18 protein-coding genes and 1 pseudogene are annotated in these 19,491 nt (G+C 58.8%); 9 read left to right on the top strand and 10 right to left on the bottom strand.

Annotated elements, in window-relative coordinates; all coding sequences use genetic code 11:
• The first annotated feature begins 32 nt into the window (after positions 1–32).
• The 4 genes and pseudogenes from AC13CE_RS08955 to brnA form a co-directional block, all read left to right on the top strand.
• The gene (locus AC13CE_RS08955) at positions 33–1,721 is read left to right on the top strand and encodes a PHA/PHB synthase family protein (protein WP_482972168.1); all 1,689 of its coding nucleotides are present in this window, start codon (positions 33–35) and stop codon (positions 1,719–1,721) included.
• Between the two features lie 30 nt (positions 1,722–1,751).
• Positions 1,752–2,609, top strand: coding sequence for an alpha/beta fold hydrolase (locus AC13CE_RS08950; RefSeq protein ID WP_482972195.1), 858 nt, complete (start codon positions 1,752–1,754; stop codon positions 2,607–2,609).
• A 77-nt stretch (positions 2,610–2,686) separates the two neighbouring features.
• Complete coding sequence (locus AC13CE_RS08945) at positions 2,687–4,441, top strand: N-acyl-D-amino-acid deacylase family protein (protein WP_482972167.1); 1,755 nt, start codon at positions 2,687–2,689, stop codon at positions 4,439–4,441.
• Between the two features lie 505 nt (positions 4,442–4,946).
• Positions 4,947–5,120 (top strand): annotated as a pseudogene (brnA, locus tag AC13CE_RS08940) (type II toxin-antitoxin system BrnA family antitoxin); the annotation flags it as partial.
• Between the two features lie 24 nt (positions 5,121–5,144).
• Here the strand turns inward: brnA and AC13CE_RS08935 are convergent.
• The 5 genes from AC13CE_RS08935 to AC13CE_RS08915 form a co-directional block, all read right to left on the bottom strand.
• Entirely contained in the window at positions 5,145–5,729 is a 585-nt protein-coding gene (locus AC13CE_RS08935) for a hypothetical protein (RefSeq protein WP_482972198.1), read from the bottom strand.
• 100 nt (positions 5,730–5,829) lie between these two features.
• Entirely contained in the window at positions 5,830–6,954 is a 1,125-nt protein-coding gene (dnaN, locus tag AC13CE_RS08930) for a DNA polymerase III subunit beta (protein ID WP_221540434.1), read from the bottom strand.
• A 147-nt stretch (positions 6,955–7,101) separates the two neighbouring features.
• A complete protein-coding gene (fabG, locus tag AC13CE_RS08925; protein ID WP_221540436.1) occupies positions 7,102–7,854 on the bottom strand; it encodes a 3-oxoacyl-[acyl-carrier-protein] reductase in 753 nt (250 codons plus the stop codon).
• Positions 7,854–8,792 (bottom strand): ACP S-malonyltransferase, encoded by a 939-nt coding sequence (gene fabD, locus AC13CE_RS08920; RefSeq protein ID WP_221540438.1) that lies wholly within the window; start codon positions 8,790–8,792, stop codon positions 7,854–7,856. The genes fabG and fabD overlap by 1 nt, the downstream gene beginning before the upstream one ends.
• 25 nt (positions 8,793–8,817) lie before the next feature.
• Entirely contained in the window at positions 8,818–9,681 is an 864-nt protein-coding gene (locus AC13CE_RS08915) for an LD-carboxypeptidase (protein ID WP_482972166.1), read from the bottom strand.
• Between the two features lie 29 nt (positions 9,682–9,710).
• Here AC13CE_RS08915 and AC13CE_RS08910 point away from each other — a divergent pair, with 29 nt between their 5' ends.
• Complete coding sequence (locus AC13CE_RS08910) at positions 9,711–11,138, top strand: Mur ligase family protein (RefSeq protein WP_221540440.1); 1,428 nt, start codon at positions 9,711–9,713, stop codon at positions 11,136–11,138.
• Positions 11,139–11,141: 3 nt separating this feature from the next.
• Here the strand turns inward: AC13CE_RS08910 and AC13CE_RS08905 are convergent, their stop codons facing one another.
• Positions 11,142–12,101: a DUF808 family protein gene (locus tag AC13CE_RS08905; protein ID WP_221540442.1), complete on the bottom strand. Its 960-nt coding sequence runs from the start codon at positions 12,099–12,101 to the stop codon at positions 11,142–11,144.
• A 204-nt stretch (positions 12,102–12,305) separates the two neighbouring features.
• On the opposite strand from AC13CE_RS08905, the gene rpsF reads away from it, so the two are divergent.
• The 4 genes from rpsF to AC13CE_RS08885 all read left to right on the top strand — a co-directional run bounded on the left by rpsF (position 12,306) and on the right by AC13CE_RS08885 (position 15,111).
• Positions 12,306–12,671 (top strand): 30S ribosomal protein S6, encoded by a 366-nt coding sequence (rpsF, locus tag AC13CE_RS08900; RefSeq protein ID WP_221540444.1) that lies wholly within the window; start codon positions 12,306–12,308, stop codon positions 12,669–12,671.
• Positions 12,671–12,895 carry a 30S ribosomal protein S18 gene (rpsR, locus tag AC13CE_RS08895; RefSeq protein ID WP_221540446.1) on the top strand — a complete coding sequence of 75 codons (225 nt, stop codon included), beginning with the start codon at positions 12,671–12,673 and terminating at the stop codon, positions 12,893–12,895. The genes rpsF and rpsR overlap by 1 nt, the downstream gene beginning before the upstream one ends.
• Before the next feature lie 12 nt (positions 12,896–12,907).
• Entirely contained in the window at positions 12,908–13,546 is a 639-nt protein-coding gene (gene rplI, locus AC13CE_RS08890) for a 50S ribosomal protein L9 (protein ID WP_221540448.1), read from the top strand.
• A gap of 125 nt (positions 13,547–13,671) precedes the next feature.
• Positions 13,672–15,111 (top strand): AMP nucleosidase, encoded by a 1,440-nt coding sequence (locus AC13CE_RS08885; protein ID WP_221540449.1) that lies wholly within the window; start codon positions 13,672–13,674, stop codon positions 15,109–15,111.
• A 95-nt stretch (positions 15,112–15,206) separates the two neighbouring features.
• Here the strand turns inward: AC13CE_RS08885 and rimK are convergent, their stop codons facing one another.
• The 4 genes from rimK to AC13CE_RS08865 are packed head-to-tail and all read right to left on the bottom strand — an operon-like array spanning position 15,207 to position 19,430.
• Entirely contained in the window at positions 15,207–16,112 is a 906-nt protein-coding gene (gene rimK, locus AC13CE_RS08880; protein WP_221540451.1) for a 30S ribosomal protein S6--L-glutamate ligase, read from the bottom strand.
• The gene (locus AC13CE_RS08875; RefSeq protein WP_221540453.1) at positions 16,109–16,570 is read right to left on the bottom strand and encodes an ATP-dependent zinc protease family protein; all 462 of its coding nucleotides are present in this window, start codon (positions 16,568–16,570) and stop codon (positions 16,109–16,111) included. The genes rimK and AC13CE_RS08875 overlap by 4 nt, the downstream gene beginning before the upstream one ends.
• Positions 16,567–17,577: a YncE family protein gene (locus tag AC13CE_RS08870; protein WP_221540455.1), complete on the bottom strand. Its 1,011-nt coding sequence runs from the start codon at positions 17,575–17,577 to the stop codon at positions 16,567–16,569. The genes AC13CE_RS08875 and AC13CE_RS08870 overlap by 4 nt, the downstream gene beginning before the upstream one ends.
• Positions 17,571–19,430: a M2 family metallopeptidase gene (locus AC13CE_RS08865; protein WP_221540457.1), complete on the bottom strand. Its 1,860-nt coding sequence runs from the start codon at positions 19,428–19,430 to the stop codon at positions 17,571–17,573. The genes AC13CE_RS08870 and AC13CE_RS08865 overlap by 7 nt, the downstream gene beginning before the upstream one ends.
• Positions 19,431–19,491 lie beyond the last annotated feature (61 nt).

Genomic DNA, 19,491 nt, shown 5'->3' with positions numbered 1-19,491 from the left:
CGCTTAATCTGTCCATCCAAAAGAGGACCCCTATGCCCAAGCTCGAAGACGAAGCCGTCCAGCACACCACCGCACTCGGTCCGCTCATTGGCCTGACGCGCGAGGACATTTTCGGCGCCGTCGCGGTCATGCTGCGCGAGACAACTTCGGATCCGCAGCGTCTGATGAAGCACAGCCAGGCGATGGGCGAGGACATGATCAAGATCATGACCGGGAAAAGCGATCTTGCGCCCGATCCCAAGGATCGCCGTTTCCAGGATCCCACCTGGCAGTATAACCCCTTCATGCGGGCCGGGATGCAATATTACCTCGCTGTGCAGAAGGGTGCGGCGCGCTGGCTCGAAGACCTCGATCTGGATGAGCTGGAAAAGGACCGAGCGCGGTTCATCTCGAATATCATCGTCGACAGCCTTGCTCCCACGAACACACTAATCGGCAATCCGAGCGCACAGAAGATGGCGATCACCAGCGGCGGCCTGAGCCTCGTGAAAGGCCTCAAGAACGCTTACGATGACATGGTCCATAACAAGGGCATGGTCAGTCAGGTCGACAAAAGGCCTTTCAAGCTGGGCGAGAACATCGCCACCTCCAAAGGGCACGTAGTGCTGCGAACAGAGATGATGGAACTGGTCCATTATGCTCCCACGACCGATGAGGTCTACGCGATTCCCCAGCTGACAATTCCTCCACAAATCAACAAGATGTACATAAACGATCTTTCGCCCGACAAGTCCGTGGTGAAGTACCAACTGGACAATGGTATCCAGACATTCGTTATCAGCTGGAAAAACCCCTCGCCCGAACAAGGGCACTGGGACATGGCGGATTATGTCAATTCCTGTCGCGAGGCGATGGAAGCAGTCGGCAAGATCACCGGCAGCAAGAAGGTCAATGTCTCTGCAGGCTGCTCCGGCGGACAGACAGCAGCCATGCTGGCCAGCAAGTTAGCAGCCGAGTCCAATGATCTGTTGGGGTCGCTCACGCTCATGGTCTGTGTGCTTCACCCCAAACAGAACGACATCGAAGCAGGTTCACTGATCAGCGAGAACGGTCTCGCGCTTGCTCGGCGACGCGCGGAGAAGAAAGGCGTGATCAAGGGCGACGATCTTGCTCGCGGTTTTGCATGGCTGAGGCCCAACGATCTCATCTGGAACTATGTCATCAACAATTACCTGCTTGGGCAGGACCCGCCAGCTTTCGACGTGCTGTTCTGGAACGCCGATGCAACCAATCTTTCGGGGGCGCTGATGGGCGACTTCCTGACCATTTTCGAGACGCTCGCTTTCACCAAGAAGGGGGAGGTCGAGATGGTCGATCACAAGATAGATCTTTCCAAAGTTACCAGCGATATGTTCATTCTGGGTGGCGTAACGGACCACATCACTCCGTGGAAGGCGACCTATCGCTCCACTCGCCTGTTCGGCTCCAAGGATATTACCTACGTGCTATCCCATTCCGGCCATATGCAGGCGATCCTCAACCCGCCCGGCAACCCGAAGGCGCGATATTACGTCCAGAAAGACGGCAAGAGCAAACTGCCTGAGACTGCGGACAAATGGCTGGAAGGCACGGAAGAAGTCGCAGGCTCCTGGTGGCCATATTGGATGGACTGGTTGCAGAAGCGTTCGGGTGCAAAGAAGAAGGCACCCGCGAAAACGGGGAACAAGACCTATCCGCCGCTGGACCCCGCCCCGGGTCTGTACGTTATGGAAGCGTGCTGAAATCTCTCCAGGACCAGATGCGTGAACGCTATGACCAAGAATGAGCTGACCGCTTCGGTCGAGATGATGGAAGTCGGAGGCCGCACCTTACGCGTCGCTCACTGGCGTCTCGACGAACCCGGGGATCACCCTCCGCTCCTGTTTTTCAACGGGATCGGTGCCAATATCGAGGCGGTGGCCCCGCTCGCCGAAATGCTGACCGAACGCGCCTTCATTATGTTCGATATGCCCGGCACCGGAGAAAGCCCTGATCCCACCCTTCCCTATAATCCATTCACCATGTGTTGGACGGCCACCCAGATTCTCGACCATCTCCGCGTAGATGTGGTCGACGTTATGGGCGTATCATGGGGCGGCGCCATGGCGCAGCATTTTGCCCTCCAGCATCCCAAGCGAACGCGTCGCTTGATCCTGGCAGCCACAACCGCGGGAATGCTGATGGTCCCGGGCAATCCTGCTGCACTCTCGAAAATGGCAGATCCGCGCAGATACATCGACCCCGAGTACATGAACGAGCATTTCGCGACGCTTTATGGGGGCGTGGACAGAGACGGCTCTGCTCACCAGAAAAATAGCCATATCGGCAGACTGAAGCCGCCCTCCCCGCGCGGATATCTTTATCAGCTTCTCGCCATGTTCGGCTGGACCAGCCTGCCTGCCTTGCCCTTCATGAACAAGGAGGTACTGATCATGATGGGCGAAGACGACCAGATCGTACCGCTCATCAACGGCAAGATACTCGCTACCGCCATCCGGAATTCACAGCTTGAAATCATCGAGGGCGGCGGACATCTGTTCCTGCTCACCCATGCAGACGAAAGCGTGGCCAGTCTGCGGACATTCCTCGACGCACCGCAAACCGACGCGGAACTTGGCAGAGCCGCCTAACCTGCCGGTCCCTGAAAGGTTGCTTGCCAGACCAGTTGCAATGTGGAACCTTCTCTTCCGAGAGAGGAGCCATAATCATGCCTGCATACGATCTGATTATTCGCGGGGGAAACATTGTCGACGGAACCGGTGAGCCGCGTTTCACCGGCGATATAGCGATCAAGGACGGTCTGATTGCGCAAGTGGGCGAGATCGATGACAAAGGCGCCGAGGAGATCGACGCTCGCGGAATGACGGTCATTCCAGGTTTCGTCGACATTCACACGCACTATGATGGCCAGGCCACCTGGGATCAGGAAATGGCGCCCAGCAGTTGGCATGGGGTAACGACGGTCGTCATGGGCAACTGCGGCGTGGGTTTTGCGCCTGCCAGATCCGATCAGCACGACTGGCTCATCGGTCTGATGGAAGGCGTGGAGGATATTCCGGGCACCGCGCTGGCTGAAGGCATTACCTGGAACTGGGAGACGTTCCCCGAATATCTCGACGAGCTCGAGAAGCTGCCGCGCACTGTCGATGTCGGGACGCACGTCCCCCACGGCGCTGTAAGAGCTTATGTCCTGGGCGAACGCGAACAGCCGGGTGCAGTGCCAACAGACGACGACATCATGGAAATGAGCAAGATTGTCGAAGAAGGTGTTCGGGCGGGTGCGCTCGGCTTCTCGACCAGTCGCACAGTGCTGCACAAGGACGTAGGCGGCGTTCTAGTTCCCGGAACGACGGCCACCGCAGAAGAACTGGTGGAGCTTGGCCGGGCCATGGGCCGGGCGGGACACGGCGTCTTCGAAATGGCGAGCGATCTCAAGCGCGAATGGAATGAATTCGCATGGATGGGGAAACTCAGCCGCGAGACGGGTCTTCCGGTGACCTTCGCGGCGTTGCAATCGATTGCGAAAGAGCTGCCACTCGACGAGCAGATTGCCACCATGCGCGCCGAGAACGATAATGGCGCCAACATCGTCGCCCAGATCGCACTTCGTGGGAACGGCATCATCATGGCGTGGCAGGGTACGGTGAACCCGTTCGTTTATCGCCCCAGTTGGAAAACGATCAGCGAATTGCCCTGGGATGAAAAGAAAGCGAAGCTGTTCGATCCGGAATTCAAGGCCCGACTTCTGTCAGAAGCGAACGACTATTCCGAAGCGCCCGCAGACATTCTCCCGGTCGTCGCTGCAGTCACCCAAGGCTGGGCGCTGATGTACGAGATGGACGACGATTTCGACTACGAGCCCGAAGACAGCGCCACTGTTCAGGCGCGCGCCCAGAATGCCGGGATCGACCCGCAGGAATACGCCTATGATATGCTCTGCCGCGACAATGGCAGAGGTTTCATCTATTTTCCGATACTCAACTATGCCGACAAAAATCTCGATTTCCTTCACCCACTCCAGCATGCAGACGATACCGTAAACTCGCTGTCCGATGGCGGCGCACATTGCGGGACAATCTGCGATGCGGCCTCACCTACCTTCATGCTCCAGCACTGGGTGCGTGACCGCAAACGCGGCGAGCGCATCACGCTGGAAAACGCAATCAAGCGCCAGTGCAACGACACTGCGCGGCTTTACGGGCTCGAGGATCGCGGCGTAATCGCCCCCGGCTACCTGGCCGACATCAACATTATTGACATGGACCGGCTCAAACTCGGCAAACCCTGGCTTGCCTTCGATTTGCCGGCAGGCGGCAAGCGCCTGCTCCAGAAGGCCGATGGCTATGTCGCGACGATAAAGAGCGGCGTGGTTACCTTCCGCGAGGGCAAATGGACCGGAGCGACCCCTGGAGGCCTTATCCGGGGACCGCAGCGGGCCGAGTTTGCGGAGGCTGCCGAATAACAGCATCCGAACCGGTATCGGGCCAGCGACGCGCGATACTATCGGCGCGATCGTGGTGGAAATTCAGGCGATCAGACCCTTAAACGGCTGTTAAATTGTAAACTTACACTTCGACCTGCTTTATCAATCTGTAATATAATGAAATTTTCCGAACCTCACGGCTTGTTCGGACCTAAAACGTCAAGAGCAGTCGCTTATTGAGTTGGCATGTGGTGGTTCGATTAAGCCAACTTATCATCACTACCACAAGGGGCGCACGAGAGCCGTGTGGCATGAAGCATCATCCGCGTTGCGTCCATTTTGAGCGGCTAAGAACGCTGTCCCCTGATCCGGCGCAATTAGATTGCTATTTTACATCCGTCTGATTGGAACTCATTTCTCCGGTGTATTTTCCGCTCGCATCAAAGCGGAGAACGACCGCTTTGGACCGCGCACTACCGAAAGCGTTGGCTCTAGCGTGGGACCATCTCGGTGCGCCGCGCCCGAAAAGAGGAGATCGGATACTATGAAGGCAACTGAATTTGACAAGAAGTTCGACGCCGGTGAGGACATGAGCGGTGCAATCGACTGGTCCCAGGCACGCCGCCCGAATAACCAGCCCAAGCGCGTGAACGTGGATTTTCCGGCGTGGGTCGTCGAGGGCCTGGACAAGCAGGCGCGGCATCTGGGCGTTACACGGCAATCCTTGATGGGGGCGATGACGTTATCGCTGATAGTCCGCAAATTCGCCTTGGGCGGGCGAAGCGGGCAATCCAACAGTCCGGAAGTTAATCAGGAATCCAAGCAGGGCACACGCAGCCCCGGCGACGTTGAACCAAGTGGGACCAGCGATCGCAAGTACTGCTCCAAGGGCTACAAGTGCCGTTCCAACCTTTGTATCTCGCCAATAGCAGCTACTGGCCAGGACCATCCCGAAGTAAAGCACCTCTTCAGACCCATAGAGCATAAAGGGCATCCAAACTGATGGTGTTGTGATGAGCTCGGCAACCGTTGCGTTCCGGAGGGCATCATCGGCGATTCCCCAAAAGACGAGGTCTATCACGCACATCCCAATCGTGCAGATGAGTCCGATCGTCAGAACCATGGAACTTGCGATCGCCAATAAGTTCTCGCGCATGTTTACTGCGAAAGGCAACATGAACGTCGCGCCGGTCAGCAACAACCAGTGGGAATAGTCGATCTCAGTTTCTGTCTTGTTGCTGGAGCCAATCGCGAAAATGAGAACAAGCGCGCCCAAAAACACCGCTAGGCCAGCCAAGAATAGTGCTCGGTCAATGCGGTTCGGCATCGAAAAATTTCCTTGAATTCTGGCAAGGCCGTTTGGCATCCAAGGCCTTAGGATTCTGTTACCTTCACACCAACTCTTTACACTGCATATTGACCGCGACCTAGACCCGCATCGGCATCAGGACGTAGAGCGCCGGACTGTCGTCATTCTTGCGGATCAATGTCGGCGCACCGGCATCGGCAAGATGGATTTCCACCTGGTCGCTGTCGATCTGGCTAAGGATGTCCTTGAGATAAGTCGCGTTGAAACCGATCTCGAAACCGTCAGCCGAATACTCTGCCGCCAGTTCTTCCGAAGCCGTGCCGTTATCAGGCGATGTAACTGTCAGCGTCACGCGATCCTTGTCGAGGCCCATCTTGACCGCACGGGTTTTCTCGGTGGCAATCGTCGCCACGCGGTCGACCCCTGCGAAGAAGCTCTTGGGATCGATCTTCAGCAGCTTGTCGTTCCCTGTTGGGATCACGCGCGAATAGTCCGGGAAAGTGCCATCGATAAGCTTGCTGGTCAGGACGACACCACCCTCTCCACCGAGCGTAAAGCGAATTTTGCTGGCCGATAGGTCGATCAGGACATCGCCGTCCATCTTCTCGTCCAGCAGCTTGCGCAATTCCGCAACCGCTTTACGCGGCACGATCACGTCGGGCATGCCTTCTGCACCTGCCGGACGGGGGAGCGTGAAGCGCGCCAAGCGGTGGCCATCGGTAGCGGCGGCTTTGAGCACCGGTTCGTCTTCATCCGATACGTGCAGGAAGATGCCGTTGAGATAGTAACGGGTTTCCTCGGTCGAGATCGCGAACCGCGTCCGATCGATAAGTTCCGCCAGCGTCTTGGCAGGAAGCGAAAAGCTCGTCGGCAAATCGCCTTCCACGATCACCGGAAAATCGTCGCGAGGCAGCGTCGGCAGCTTGAAGCGGCTGCGGCCTGCCTTGACCTCCATACGGTTCTCGGCCGTTTCCAGACTGACCTGGCTGCCTTCTGGCAACTTGCGAGCGATATCGAAAAGAAGATGGGCCGAGACCGTGACGGCGCCGTCACTTTCGACGCTGGCAGCATCGATGTGTTCGACGACCTGCAAATCGAGATCGGTCGCCATCACGCGAAGACCGTCACCCTCCGCTTCGATAAGCACGTTCGAGAGGATGGGGATGGTGTTGCGACGCTCGACCACCGACTGGACATGCGAGAGACAGCGCAGCAGGGTGGCGCGTTCGATTGTGGCCTTCATGGTCCTTCTTTCGTCCCTTTTGAGCGCTGTGAAGGCCGGAATCGCCCCACTAGCGCCGGAATACGGATAGCGACCTTAGCGAGGCTGTCATGCCCTGCAAGCTTATGGCGCTAGTGTGCGGATTTCGCTTGGGGATAACCGGAGGAATCAGCCCAGCATCGCCATGCCGCCATTCACATGGATCGTCTGGCCGGTCAGATAGGCAGCCTCATCGCTAGCAAGATAGGCAACGGCAGCCCCGATTTCCTCGCCCTCGCCCATGCGCCCCATCGGGATTCGGCTATTGATAGCCGCCTTCTGATCGTCGTTCAGCGCATCGGTCATCGCGGTGCGGATGAAGCCGGGCGCAACGCAGTTTACGGTGATGTTGCGGCTCGCAAGCTCCTGCGCCAGGCTTTTCGACATGGCCGTCAGGCCGCCCTTGGCTGCCGTGTAGTTCATCTGTCCCGGATTGCCCGTGTGACCGACGACGCTTGTGATCGAGATGATGCGACCTCCCTTGGCCTTCATCATCGGGCGCGCGCTGGCGCGCATCAGGCGGAAGCTGGCTTCAAGGTTGATGCGAATCACCTCGTCCCATTCCTCGTCCTTCATCCGCATGGCGAGGTTATCGCGCGTAATGCCGGCATTGTTGACGAGAATGTTCATGCTGCCGAGAGTATCCACCGTGGCCGGGATCAATTCTTCGACCTGCTTGGAATCCGAGAGGTTGCAGGTAATTTCAACGTGATCGTGCCCGAACTCGTCGTTCAGTTCCTCGCGAAATGAGCGCAGTTTCGCCGGGTTCGATCCGGAAAGGGCCAGCCTCGCGCCCTGCCGCGCCAGCGCGCGGGCTATCGACGATCCGATTCCACCGCTGGCCCCTGTAACAAGAGCGGTTTTGCCTTCGAGGCTGAACATCAGGCGTACTCCTTCGCGAATTTCTCGAGATCTTCCATTGTGACGAGACTTATCGTCATCGCCTCCTTGTCGATGCGGTCGACCATTGGGCCGAGTACCTTGGCGCCAAGTTCCACAAAGCGCTCGACCCCGTCTTTGCGCATGGCGAGCACACTTTCGCGCCAGCGGACCCGTCCGGTAATCTGGTCGACCAGCAAGCCCTGCTCTTCGGCCGGATCGGTCACGCGGGCGGCAGTGACGTTTGCATAGAGCGGCACCATAAATGCGCCCGGCGCGGGGTCGGACAGCGCCATTTTCATCCGCTGCGCCGCAGGTTCCATCAGTGAACAATGGAACGGAGCGGATACAGGCAGCTTGATGCCGCGCTTGATCCCGTGATCCTTGGCCAATTCGATGGCACGGTCGATAGCCTCTGCATGCCCCGAAATCACGACCTGCGTAGGATCATTGTCATTGGCGACTTCGCAAACCTGCCCTTCAGCAGCCGCTTCTGCCAGCGCAGTGGCTTTCTCGATATCCGCACCCAGCAGAGCAGCCATCGCGCCGACACCGATCGGCACAGCGTCCTGCATGGCGATCCCGCGCAGGCGCAGGAGTTTTGCGGTGCGCGAAAGATCGAATGCGCCAGTTGCACACAGAGCGGAATATTCCCCGAGCGAGTGGCCGGCAACGCATTCTGCCTTCTCAGCCAGCGATACACCGAATTCCTTTTCCAGTACGCGCAGGGTGGCAATGGAATTCGCCATAATTGCCGGCTGTGCATTGGAGGTAAGCGTCAATTCGCTTTCGGGACCGTCCTTCATCAGGCCGGACAGCTTCTGGTTCAGCGCGTCGTCGACTTCCTCGAACACTTCGCGGGCGTAGGCGCTGGCTTCGGCAAGCTCGACACCCATGCCGACTTTCTGGCTTCCCTGACCGGGGAAAATGAATGCAGTCATGAAACTCTCCTTGTCGCCAGCGCGCTTAGGCGGGTGCGGCTCTGGCCTCAAGGCCGAAGGGCACGATCCTGTTCGCCGCGCTGTGGCCGATCATCGCCCGCCCCAGGTAGTCGATGCCATAGCGCGCGCACCAATACCGCACGATCTCTTCTGCATCGGCGCCGAATGGACGATCGTTTTCCGGAATTGCGGTGACTTCGCCGAGCCGGATGCCCGCGGCGCCCCGCAGGTTCTCGGCCAGATGAAACATCAGCCGGTCGATCGCATATTCATATTCGCCCACCTCTTCGATCAGGACGTCGTGACCCTTGAGGACCGGCATGAACTGCGTACCCACCAGCATGGACAAGGTGTACAGGTTGAAGGCGACTGCGGGCCTGCCTGTAAGCGATGGCTCGATTCCGCTGTCATCGCCCGACATCCAGCCCATTGCGCGGCGCACCGCATTGCTGCCGCCATCGCGTTTGATATCCACCGGCATTGGGGCGTGGACGGGATAGCCGATACCGGCACGATAGAGCGCGCCGAGCAAAGTCCCGCAGTCCGAATAGCCGAGGTACGCTTTCTCGTGCGCTGCGTCTTTGAGGTGGCTGATGAAGTCCGCTGCAATACGGTTCGAACCGTAGCCACCTTTCGCAAACCACACGGCATCGAACTGTGGATCGTTCGAACATTCGAGCAGTGCAGCCAGACGAACCTCGTCCCTTCCCGCGAAATGGCCTTCGCTTTCGAAGCACTGATCGTGGAAATGCAGGTCGATATCGGGAAATTCCTGCGCTGCGAGTGCTGTTACAGCCTCGGCATATCTGCGTCGCAGCGGAGTCGCGGGGGCGCATATGGCGACTTTTCTGATCGGTCGGTGCACGCCCGGACCATGCCCGCTTGTCATCGTGCTTACAACTGCATAGCGAGACTTGAATGACGGACTTCCCCAGCCCAGACGAGCTTTTCGCACGCCCCTTCTTTTTCGTCGGGATCGGAGGCTCGGGTATGCTTCCGCTTGCTCAGATCGTGAAGGGTCGCGGCGCAAAGGTCGCCGGTTCCGACCGCAGCTTCGATCAAGGCCGCACGCCGGACAAGTTCGCTGCGCTCGAAAAGCAGGGAATCGAATTGCATCCTCAGGACGGAAGCGGCATCGTTTCCGGCGATCAGGTTGTCGTCGCCTCCGCAGCTATTGAAGACACAGTGCCGGAAATCGGCAAGGCAAACGAGCTCGGATGCCTGCGCCTGACCCGTGCGGAACTCAATTCGATCCTTTTCAATACGAGCGGCGCCGGGCTCGCCGTTGCGGGAACCAGTGGCAAATCGACTGTCACCGGAATGCTCGGCTGGATCCTGCAGGCGACGGGCCGTGAACCGACGATCATGAATGGCGCGGTGATGAAGAATTTCGTCTCCCCCGAGCGCCCCTTCGCCAGCGCTGTTGTGGGGGGGCAAAGCCTGTATGTCAGCGAAGTGGACGAAAGCGATGGCTCGATCGCGCTTTATCGCCCCGCAGTCGGCGTACTGCTGAATGTCAGCCTTGATCACAAGAGTATGGAAGAACTGCGCCAGCTCTTCGCGGATTACCTCTCGCGAAGCCGCATTGCAGTCATCAATGCAGATGACAAAGAAGCGCTGGCACTTCTGCCCCATGCCAGAGAAGTCATCACCTTCGGTATCGACCAGGAAAAGGCGCAGATCGGAGTAGCGCCGGGTAGTATTGCCGAAGGTCCGATTCGGCAGGCTGCGATGATCGTGGACCGGCACGACGGATCCGAGCATCCGCTCAGGTTGAACATGCCGGGAAGGCATAATCTATCCAATGCCCTTGCGGCTATCGCGGCAGCCGCAGCCGCTGGCGTCCCCGTCGCAGCTGCTGTCGAGGCGCTGGCGGGGTTCGATGGACTGGCCCGGAGGTTCGACATTATTGGGACAAACCACGCCGCGATCACAGTGATCGACGATTTCGGGCACAATCCGGAAAAATGCGCCGCCACCCTGAGGACCCTGCGCGCGCATCAGGGGCGCGTAATCGCATTCTTTCAGCCGCACGGCTATGGACCGTTACGGCAGATGGGCGACGAACTGGCTCAAACCTTCGCCAACGAACTGGAAAAAGATGACAGGGTGCTCTTTTCCGACCCTGTTTATTTCGGTGGGACAGTCGATCGGAGCGAGGGCAGTGCGCGCATCGTGCAATTGATCAACGAAGCAGGGGGCAATGCCTCGCATATCCCTTCGCGCAAGAATATCGAAGACCGCCTGGTGAATATGGCGCGCCCCGGCGACCGGATAGTGGTGATGGGCGCGCGCGACGATACGCTGAGCGAATTTGCACGGCGCGTGTTCGAACGCCTGTCCTGAACTCTAATGTGCAGCGCTGGCCGCATCATCATTACCGATTTTCAGCACATTGTGCAGAACGATCGCGATGATGAAGCCCAGTATCAACCCCGTCACGGCGGACAGACCTGCAAAGGTCATCCAGCCCAGTATTCCGCCGGCTTGTCCGGCTATTTCGGAAACGCCGTACTGGATTCCTTCCACCCAGTGTTCGGGACCGGCAATACCGATTTCCGCCAGCCCATGCAGGATGATCCCGCCACCCACCCAGAGCATGGCAATCGTACCGATAAAGCTTAGCGCAGTGAGAAGCTTCGGCATGAATGCAACCATGCCGCGCCCCAGTTTCTGCGCGAAAGTGCTTTCCTTCTCGGCCAGGTGAAGTCCGACGTCGTCCATTTTCACAATCAGTCCGACCGTCCCATAGACAGCGATTGTGACTGCAATGCCGACCAGAGCCAGCACACCGGCGCGCGTCCAGAGATCTTCCGCCGCCACTTCGTTCAGCGTGATGGCCATTATTTCTGCAGAAAGGATCAGGTCGGTACGGATCGCGCCCGATATCCGCTTCTTTTCGAATGCGGCCGGGTCGTCGATTACATCGTCGACCGTCTTGCCGTGCTTTGCCCCGCCCAGCTTTTCCATCACCTTTTCGGCACCTTCATAAGACAGGTACCCCCCACCCAGCATGAGGACGAAAACGATGGCCTGGGGCAGGAATTCGCTGAGCAGCAAGGCGCCCGGAAGCAGTATCAGCAGCTTGTTCTTCAGACTGCCAAGGGTGATCTTCCAGATAATCGGCAGTTCGCGTGCCGGGGAAAGACCGGTCACATAGGACGGCGTTACCGCTGCATCGTCGATGACCACGCCGGCCGTCTTCGACCCGGCGCGCCCGGCGGCAGCGGCAATGTCATCCACGCTCGCAGCCGCGGTGCGGGCAATGATCGAAACGTCGTCGAGTAAGGCAACCAATCCACCTGGCACGCAGAATCTCCCTGTTCGGCAAAGCCAACGACCCCCTGCCCATCCCGTTCCGCCTCGGCAAGGTTCAAGTTGGCTTGCATTCTCCGTCAATCCCGTTATGTGCGCGCATCCCACGCTTTCGGGCGGGGAATTGAAGAAAGCCGGAGGGGCCCCGCAATCCCGCGGATCAGCCAGCGATCGGCCAGCAGTTGAAAGGACAAGAGCATGGCTCTCTACGAGCATGTCTTCTTGGCGCGACAGGACTTGAGCCAGGCTCAGGTCGATCAGCTCGCCGCCACGGCGACCGAAATCGTCGAAAACAACGACGGCAAGGTCACCAAGACCGAGACCTGGGGTCTCAAGAACCTCGCCTACAAGATCGACCGTAACCGCAAGGCGCATTTCGTGATGCTCAACATCGAGGGCCCCGGCTCCGTTGTTGCCGAGCTCGAACGCCAGACGCGTATCAACGAAGACATCATTCGTTACATGACCATCAAGGTCGACGAGCACGAAGAAGGCCCTTCGGTGATGATGCGCAAGAACGAGCGCGATTCGAAGAAGCGCAAGGATCGCGAGGAGCGTAACTGATGGCCCGTCCGTTTTTCCGTCGCCGCAAGACCTGCCCGTTCTCCGCGAAGAACGCACCGCAGATCGATTACAAGGACGTTCGTCTGCTCCAGGGCTTCATGTCCGAGCGTGGCAAGATCGTCCCTTCCCGCATCACCGCCGTCAGCGCGAAGAAACAGCGTGAACTCGCCAAGGCGATCAAGCGTGCTCGCCACATCGGCCTGCTGCCGTACATCGTGAAGTAAGGAGAAGACCTCATGGATATCATTCTCCTCCAGCGTATCGAAAAGCTCGGCTCGATCGGTGATGTCGTCACCGTGAAGGATGGCTACGCACGCAACTTCCTTCTTCCGCAGAAGAAGGCCCTGCGCGCCAACGAAGCCAACAAGAAGGTCTTCGAAGCCAATCGTGAGCGTCTCGAAAAAGAAAACGCTGAACGTCGTGCCGAAGCCGAAAAGAGCGGCGAAAAGGTCGATGGCGTCGAGATCGTGCTGATCCGCGCCGCCTCGAACACCGGCCAGCTCTATGGTTCGGTCAACGTCCGCGACATCGTCAACGGACTGGTCGAAAAGGGCCACGAGATCGACAAGAAGCAGGTCATCATGGGCAACCCGATCAAGACGATCGGGATGCATGACGTGCGCATCGATCTCCACCCCGAGGTTTCCGTCACCGTGAAGGCCAATGTTGCCCGCTCGGACGACGAAGCCGAACTGCAGACGCAGGGCGTCGATGTTCTGGCGCAAATGTTCGAAGACGAACAGCGCGAAATCGAAGAACAGGCCGAAGCAAACCGCACCGACCCGACCCTCGAACCGGGCGAGATCCCTGCGGACATGCTCGAAGAAGGCGTCGAAGCCGAAGCTTCCGACAGCGAAGAGAAAGCCGAAGGCTGAACTCTCGCAGTCGAGAAATCAATCAGGGCGCGGCGGCTTCGGTCACCGCGCCCTTTTTGTAAGCGGCGCCGGTCTGTGGCAAGAGGCGTCACGAAAACGAAAAGAGCCAGGAGAAATAGGCCCGTATGGATTCGATCGAACAGATCCTCGACAAACTTCAAAGCGTTTATGACGCAGCCGTCGGACGTTTGCGCGACGATGTTATCGCTTTCGGGCGGGATCGCGAATTGCCGCCCGCCGAGCGACGCAAGGACGGGAGTTACGCCTACCCTGAGCTGCGCCTGCTGTTTCGCGGCAGCGTCTTGCCGGAAGGTGCGAGCCGGGCTTTCGGTCGCCTCAACACGCCCGGACTGTACGCCACCACAGTCACGAAACCGAGCCTGTTCCGCGACTACCTCCGCGAGCAAATCGAACTTATCGAAAGCAATTACGAAGTCGAAATCGAAGTCGGTTCCTCGCGCCAGGAAATCCCCTTCCCTTACGTACTCGATGGTGAAGCTGGCGCGGAACTGGCCGGCATAGACCCCAACGAGATCGCACGTCACTTTCCATCGACCGATCTCGCCGACATCGGTGACGAATTGGCCGACGGTATCGAACTCGAACATCCCGACGATCCGATACCGCTATCGCTGTTCGATGGCCTGCGCACCGATTTCAGCCTTGCGCGTCTGGCACACTATACCGGCACCGATCCGAAGCACTTCCAGCGATTCATACTTTTTACGAACTATCACCGCTATGTCGATGAATTCGTTGACTGGGCAGGCGCCCAGCTGGGCAAAAACGGATATACCGCCCTGGCCGGTGCCGGAGGTATGCTGCTAACCGACAAAACCGAGAATGCGCGGGGCCAGTTGTCCGACACGGCATGGCGGCGTCACCAAATGCCCGCCTACCATCTCGTCGGTGAAGGACGCGGTGGGATCACGCTGGTCAACATCGGTGTTGGCCCCTCCAACGCAAAGACGATCTGCGATCATCTTGCCGTGCTCCGGCCCGAGGCATGGCTGATGATCGGACACTGCGGCGGTCTGCGCCCCAGCCAGAAGATCGGCGACTATGTTCTGGCCCACGCATATCTGCGGGACGATCATGTACTCGACCCGGTGCTCCCTCCCGAAATTCCCCTCCCCGCCATTGCAGAGGTCCAGCAGGCCCTCGCAGGCGCTGCGGAGACGGTGTCGGGCGAACACGGCAGCGACCTGAAAAAGCGCATGCGCACAGGCACGGTCGTCACGACCGACGATCGAAATTGGGAGCTGCGCTACACCCAGTCATCCCGGCGTCTGTCGCTGAGCCGCGCGGTCGGTATCGACATGGAAAGCGCAACCATCGCCGCGCAAGGCTACCGCTTCCGCGTCCCTTACGGAACGCTGTTATGTGTCTCGGACAAGCCTCTCCACGGCGAGATCAAGCTGCCCGGGCAGGCGAACAAGTTCTACGAGGAAGCCATCGCGGCGCATCTGCAGATCGGCGTCACGGCATGCGATCTGTTGCGCGAGGAAGGACCCAAGCTGCACAGCCGCAAGCTGCGCGCATTCAATGAACCGCCGTTTAGGTGATAACCGATATAGGTGGAGAGCAGACCTAAGGCGTTGTGCCTAGATGAAAGTCCGTGTGCTGCAATGCTTGTCTGCTTTCGGGTGGGTAGCGAACGTCACCCCTTCCCCTTGGTCTTGGTCTTCCCGACCTTAGCATTGGCCGCCATGTAATCGATAATCATCCCGGCGATATCCTTGCCGGTGGCGTTCTCGATGCCTTCCAGTCCGGGGGAGGAGTTGACCTCCATGATCACCGGGCCGTGATTGCTGCGCAGCATATCCACGCCGCACACGTTCAGGCCCATACGCTTGGCAGCGCTGACGGCAGTCGAGCGTTCGGCCGGAGTTATCTTGATCAATTCCGCACTTCCCCCTCGGTGAAGGTTGCTACGAAAATCGTCAGCCGCGCCGGTACGTTTCATTGTGGCAACGACCTTGCCGCCGACCACCAGCGCACGAATATCGGTGCCGCCTGCTTCCTTGATGAATTCCTGCACGAGAATGTTGACGTTCGCCCCGCGGAAGGCCTCGATGACCGACTTTGCGCTGCTCATCGTCTCAGCCAGCACCACGCCGATGCCCTGCGTTCCTTCGAGCAGTTTGATCACCACCGGCGGCCCCTTGACCGCCTTGATGATTTCCTCCGCCTGCTTGGGATCGTTGGCATAGGCGGTCAGCGGCAAGCCAAGGCCGTGCTTGGCCAGGATCTGCATCGACCGTAGCTTGTCGCGGCTCCGCCCGATGGCAACGCTTTCGTTGAGCGGCCAGCAACCGCGCATTTCGAATTGCCGCAGTATCGCCAGACCGTAATTCGTGATCGAGGCGCCGATGCGCGGGATTACCGCGTCGTAACCGATGCAAGGTTCGCCGTTGTAATAGACCTCGGGCCGATGGCTTGCGATATGCACCGTGCAGCGCGTGGTGTTGAGAATATCGAACTCGTGGCCGCGCTCTTCCGCCGCGTCCTTCAACCGCTGGTGCGAATAGAGATTCGGATTGCGAGCAAGCATCGCAATTTTCATGGCTTATGGCCTTTCTGGACCGTCATCTCGGGCGTCTGCAACCAGGAATATCCCGAGTCCACTACAAATCGGCGGCGGAGCGACGAACGGCCGATCAACATCGGAAATTTCATATCGCTACGATCGGCAAGGCTTACCTCGGCGCGGAATTCGACATCGCCAATCTTGAGCGGTGTCTTGATCACATAGCGATACTGGGTCTCGCCATTCGAGCTGGTAATTCCCCTCACATCGACATGCACGGCCTCGCAAACCTGGCGAACGTGCTGTCGTTCATAGTCGACCGCGAACCGCACATATTTCTGGCCGTCGCGTTCGAACTCTTCGAGCACGGTCCCGTGCAGCGACGATGTGCGCGCACCGGTGTCGATCTTTGCGGATACGCCGTGAAGGCCGAGTTCGGGCAGATGCACCAACTCGCGCCAGCCGACGACTGGAAGTACTTTCGGCGTTTTCATTCGATGATTGCGATCCCGTCGCCACCGCCGTCACCAGGCAAGCGGCGAAGCACTTCGCCCGTTCCGAAATCCACTTCGGCAATCGTATTTGCCATGGTTTCGGCGACATATATACGTTCGCCATCAGGCGAAAACAGAATGGTGACCTGAGCCTTTGCCTCGGCTTCATCCCGGCTGGATACGGTAATGGAGCGCACCTTTGCCCCCGTGGCCACATCGATGACGGAGAGACCCCCGTCGGCAAGATCGGACGTAACCGCATAATCGCCCTGCGGCCGCAGCTGGATGCGCAGTGGGAAATCTCCGACCGATATGTCCTTGATCTTCTTCATGCTCTGTGGATCCAGCGTATAGGCCATATCCGACCCACGGGCAGAGACCCACAGTGTTTCTCCATCGGGAGCAAGCGCGATGCCTTCCGGCTCGCCTCCAACCCGTACCGACAATGGCGCGCGGCGGGTTACCAGATCGACGCGTGTTACGGTCCCAGACCCTAGGTCAGTCGTCCATGCATGCATCGCGTCGGGAGCAACCGCGAGCATGTGGCTGCCTTCCTTGCCAGTCGCATATTCGAAGGTTTCTGTTTCGCCCAGAGGATTGCGGATCACGAAGACCGATTTTCGGCCTTCTGCGGTGGAGTAGAGGCTTCCGTTATCGTGCCAAACGATACCGTGGGGGCGCGCGTTCTCACCCAGTTCGATACTCTTGATTTTGGCCAGATCGCGCGTGCGGAATATATCCACGCTGGTCCCGCCATAGCAGGCCAGAGCGATATATTCGTCATCCGGCGAAGTCGCCAGTTCGTGAGGGTTTGCACAGCTTTCCACCCGGGCAGTTTCCTCGCCACTGCCCAGATCGACCTTGGCGAGTGTGTTCCCGAATTTGCCCGCTACGAAGAGCGCCCCGGAGACCTCCTGGCTTGACGACGCCCCTGCCCGCTGCCCGGAAACAGGGGCGCAGGCTGCCGCTAGGAGCGCCGGAAATAAAGCGAGGCCGAGCCTTACCACCCTTGCGGCTTGCCTTCGTTCTGCTCGTCCAGCCAGGCTTTGAGCGGCGCGAAATACTCAACCATCGCCTTACCGCTCATCTGCCGTTCGCCGGTGAATGCCTCGAGCGCGTCAGGCCAGGGCTTGCTGGCGCCCATTTCAAGCATAGCGTTGAGGTTCTGGCCGACTTCCTCGTTACCATAGAACGAACAGCGATGAAGCGGACCTTCCCATCCAGCCTGGTCACAGGCGGCCTTGTAGAACTGGAACTGCAGGATCCGCGCGAGGAAGTAACGGGTATAGGGGACGTTTCCGGGGATGTGGTACTTCGCGCCCGCATCGAACTGGCTTTCGTCGCGCGCCACCGGCGGCGTGATACCCTGATATTCGAGCCGGAGGTCGTTCCAGCCGGCATTCAGGCTCCCGGCCGGGATCGAGCCGTCGAACAGACCCCAGCGATAGCGGTCGACCATCAAGCCGAACGGCAGGAAGGCTACCTTGTCCATGGCCTGCCGAAGCAGGAGGCCGATGTCCTTGTCAGCGCTCGGAACCTCGCCGGGCTCGAGCATATCGATTTGAACGAGGTATTCGGGCGTGATCGACAGCGCGATCATATCGCCGATCGCTTCGTGGAAGCCGTCGTTTGCGCCATTGAGATGGAGATAATCCTGCTCGTTATAGGCGCGCTGGTAGTAATTGTGTCCAAGCTCGTGATGGATCGTGACGAAATCGTCGGCATTGCGCTTGATGCACATCTTGATCCGCAAATCGTCGACATTGTCGACGTCCCATGCGCTGGCATGGCACACCACTTCACGGTCCGCCGGCTTGGTGAACATGCTGCGTTCCCAGAAGGTTTCGGGCAGCGCTTCGAAGCCGAGCGATGAGAAAAACTGCTCGCCGACCTTGACCATTTCCCGCTCGTCATAACCCTTCTGCTCGATCAGTTCGGTCAGGTCATAGCCGATATCACCAGCCCCCTCGGGAGCGACCACAGGATAGATATTACCCCATTCCTGTGCCCACATATTGCCGAGCAGGTCGGCGCGGATCGGGCCGGTCTCGGGCTGGATCTCGTCGCCGTATTTCTCGTTCAGCTTCGACCGCACATAGGTGTGAAGCGCCATGTAAAGCGGCTTGACCTCCTGCCACATCCGCTCGGTCTCTGCGGCGAACTGGTCGGGATCCATATCATAGTTGGAGCGCCACATGGCACCGAGGTCGGAAAAGCCGAGTTCCTTGGCGCCTTCGTTGGCGATGCCCGTCATGCGCAGATAATCTTCACGCATCGGCGCACCGACATTGTTGTGCCAGCTGGCCCACATTTCCTGCAATTCCGCAGGCGTGCGTTCAAGATTGCCCATTTCCGCCTCGATATCCGAGCCGGAGATTTCCTCGCCATTCAGCGTGCCCTTGCCCTTACCGTAAGCCGAGCCAAGGGCCGTGGCGATCTCGTTCAGTTCGGTGGCAGCGCCATCGCGCACCGGCGCAGGCATGACGATGCCATTGCGCAGCATGTCCAGCTTCCGAGCGACTTCGGGATCGAGACCCTCGACACGCGCATATTCCGCAGCCTTGTTGGCATAAGCGACCGACTTTTGCGTCGAATCCGCGCCGTATTTCGCGGCGAGCATGTCGCTGTCATGGACGATATAGGTCGAATTCAACCAAAGAACCCGCCCATATTCTACCGAGAAATCGAACAGGTCCTTCTCTACCATGGCGACCCAGTCAGCCGCACCCTGCGGCGTCATGGGATATGCTTCATCAGCCGCGGCTACCGGGGCCAACGGGGCCACCGGTTCTGCATTTGCAGTCGTGCAGGCTGCAAGCGATATGGCAAGCGCGGACAAGGCGACGGGGGCGAACTTCATAGGACATTCCTCCCTGGGAATTGGATATGTTTTCGTTGACTGCCGGATTGCACCTGCAACG

Source organism: Qipengyuania sp. B-5 (assembly GCF_056857815.1).
Note: the sequence above shows the minus strand (reverse complement) of the source record. Positions and strands in the feature narration are given on the sequence as shown.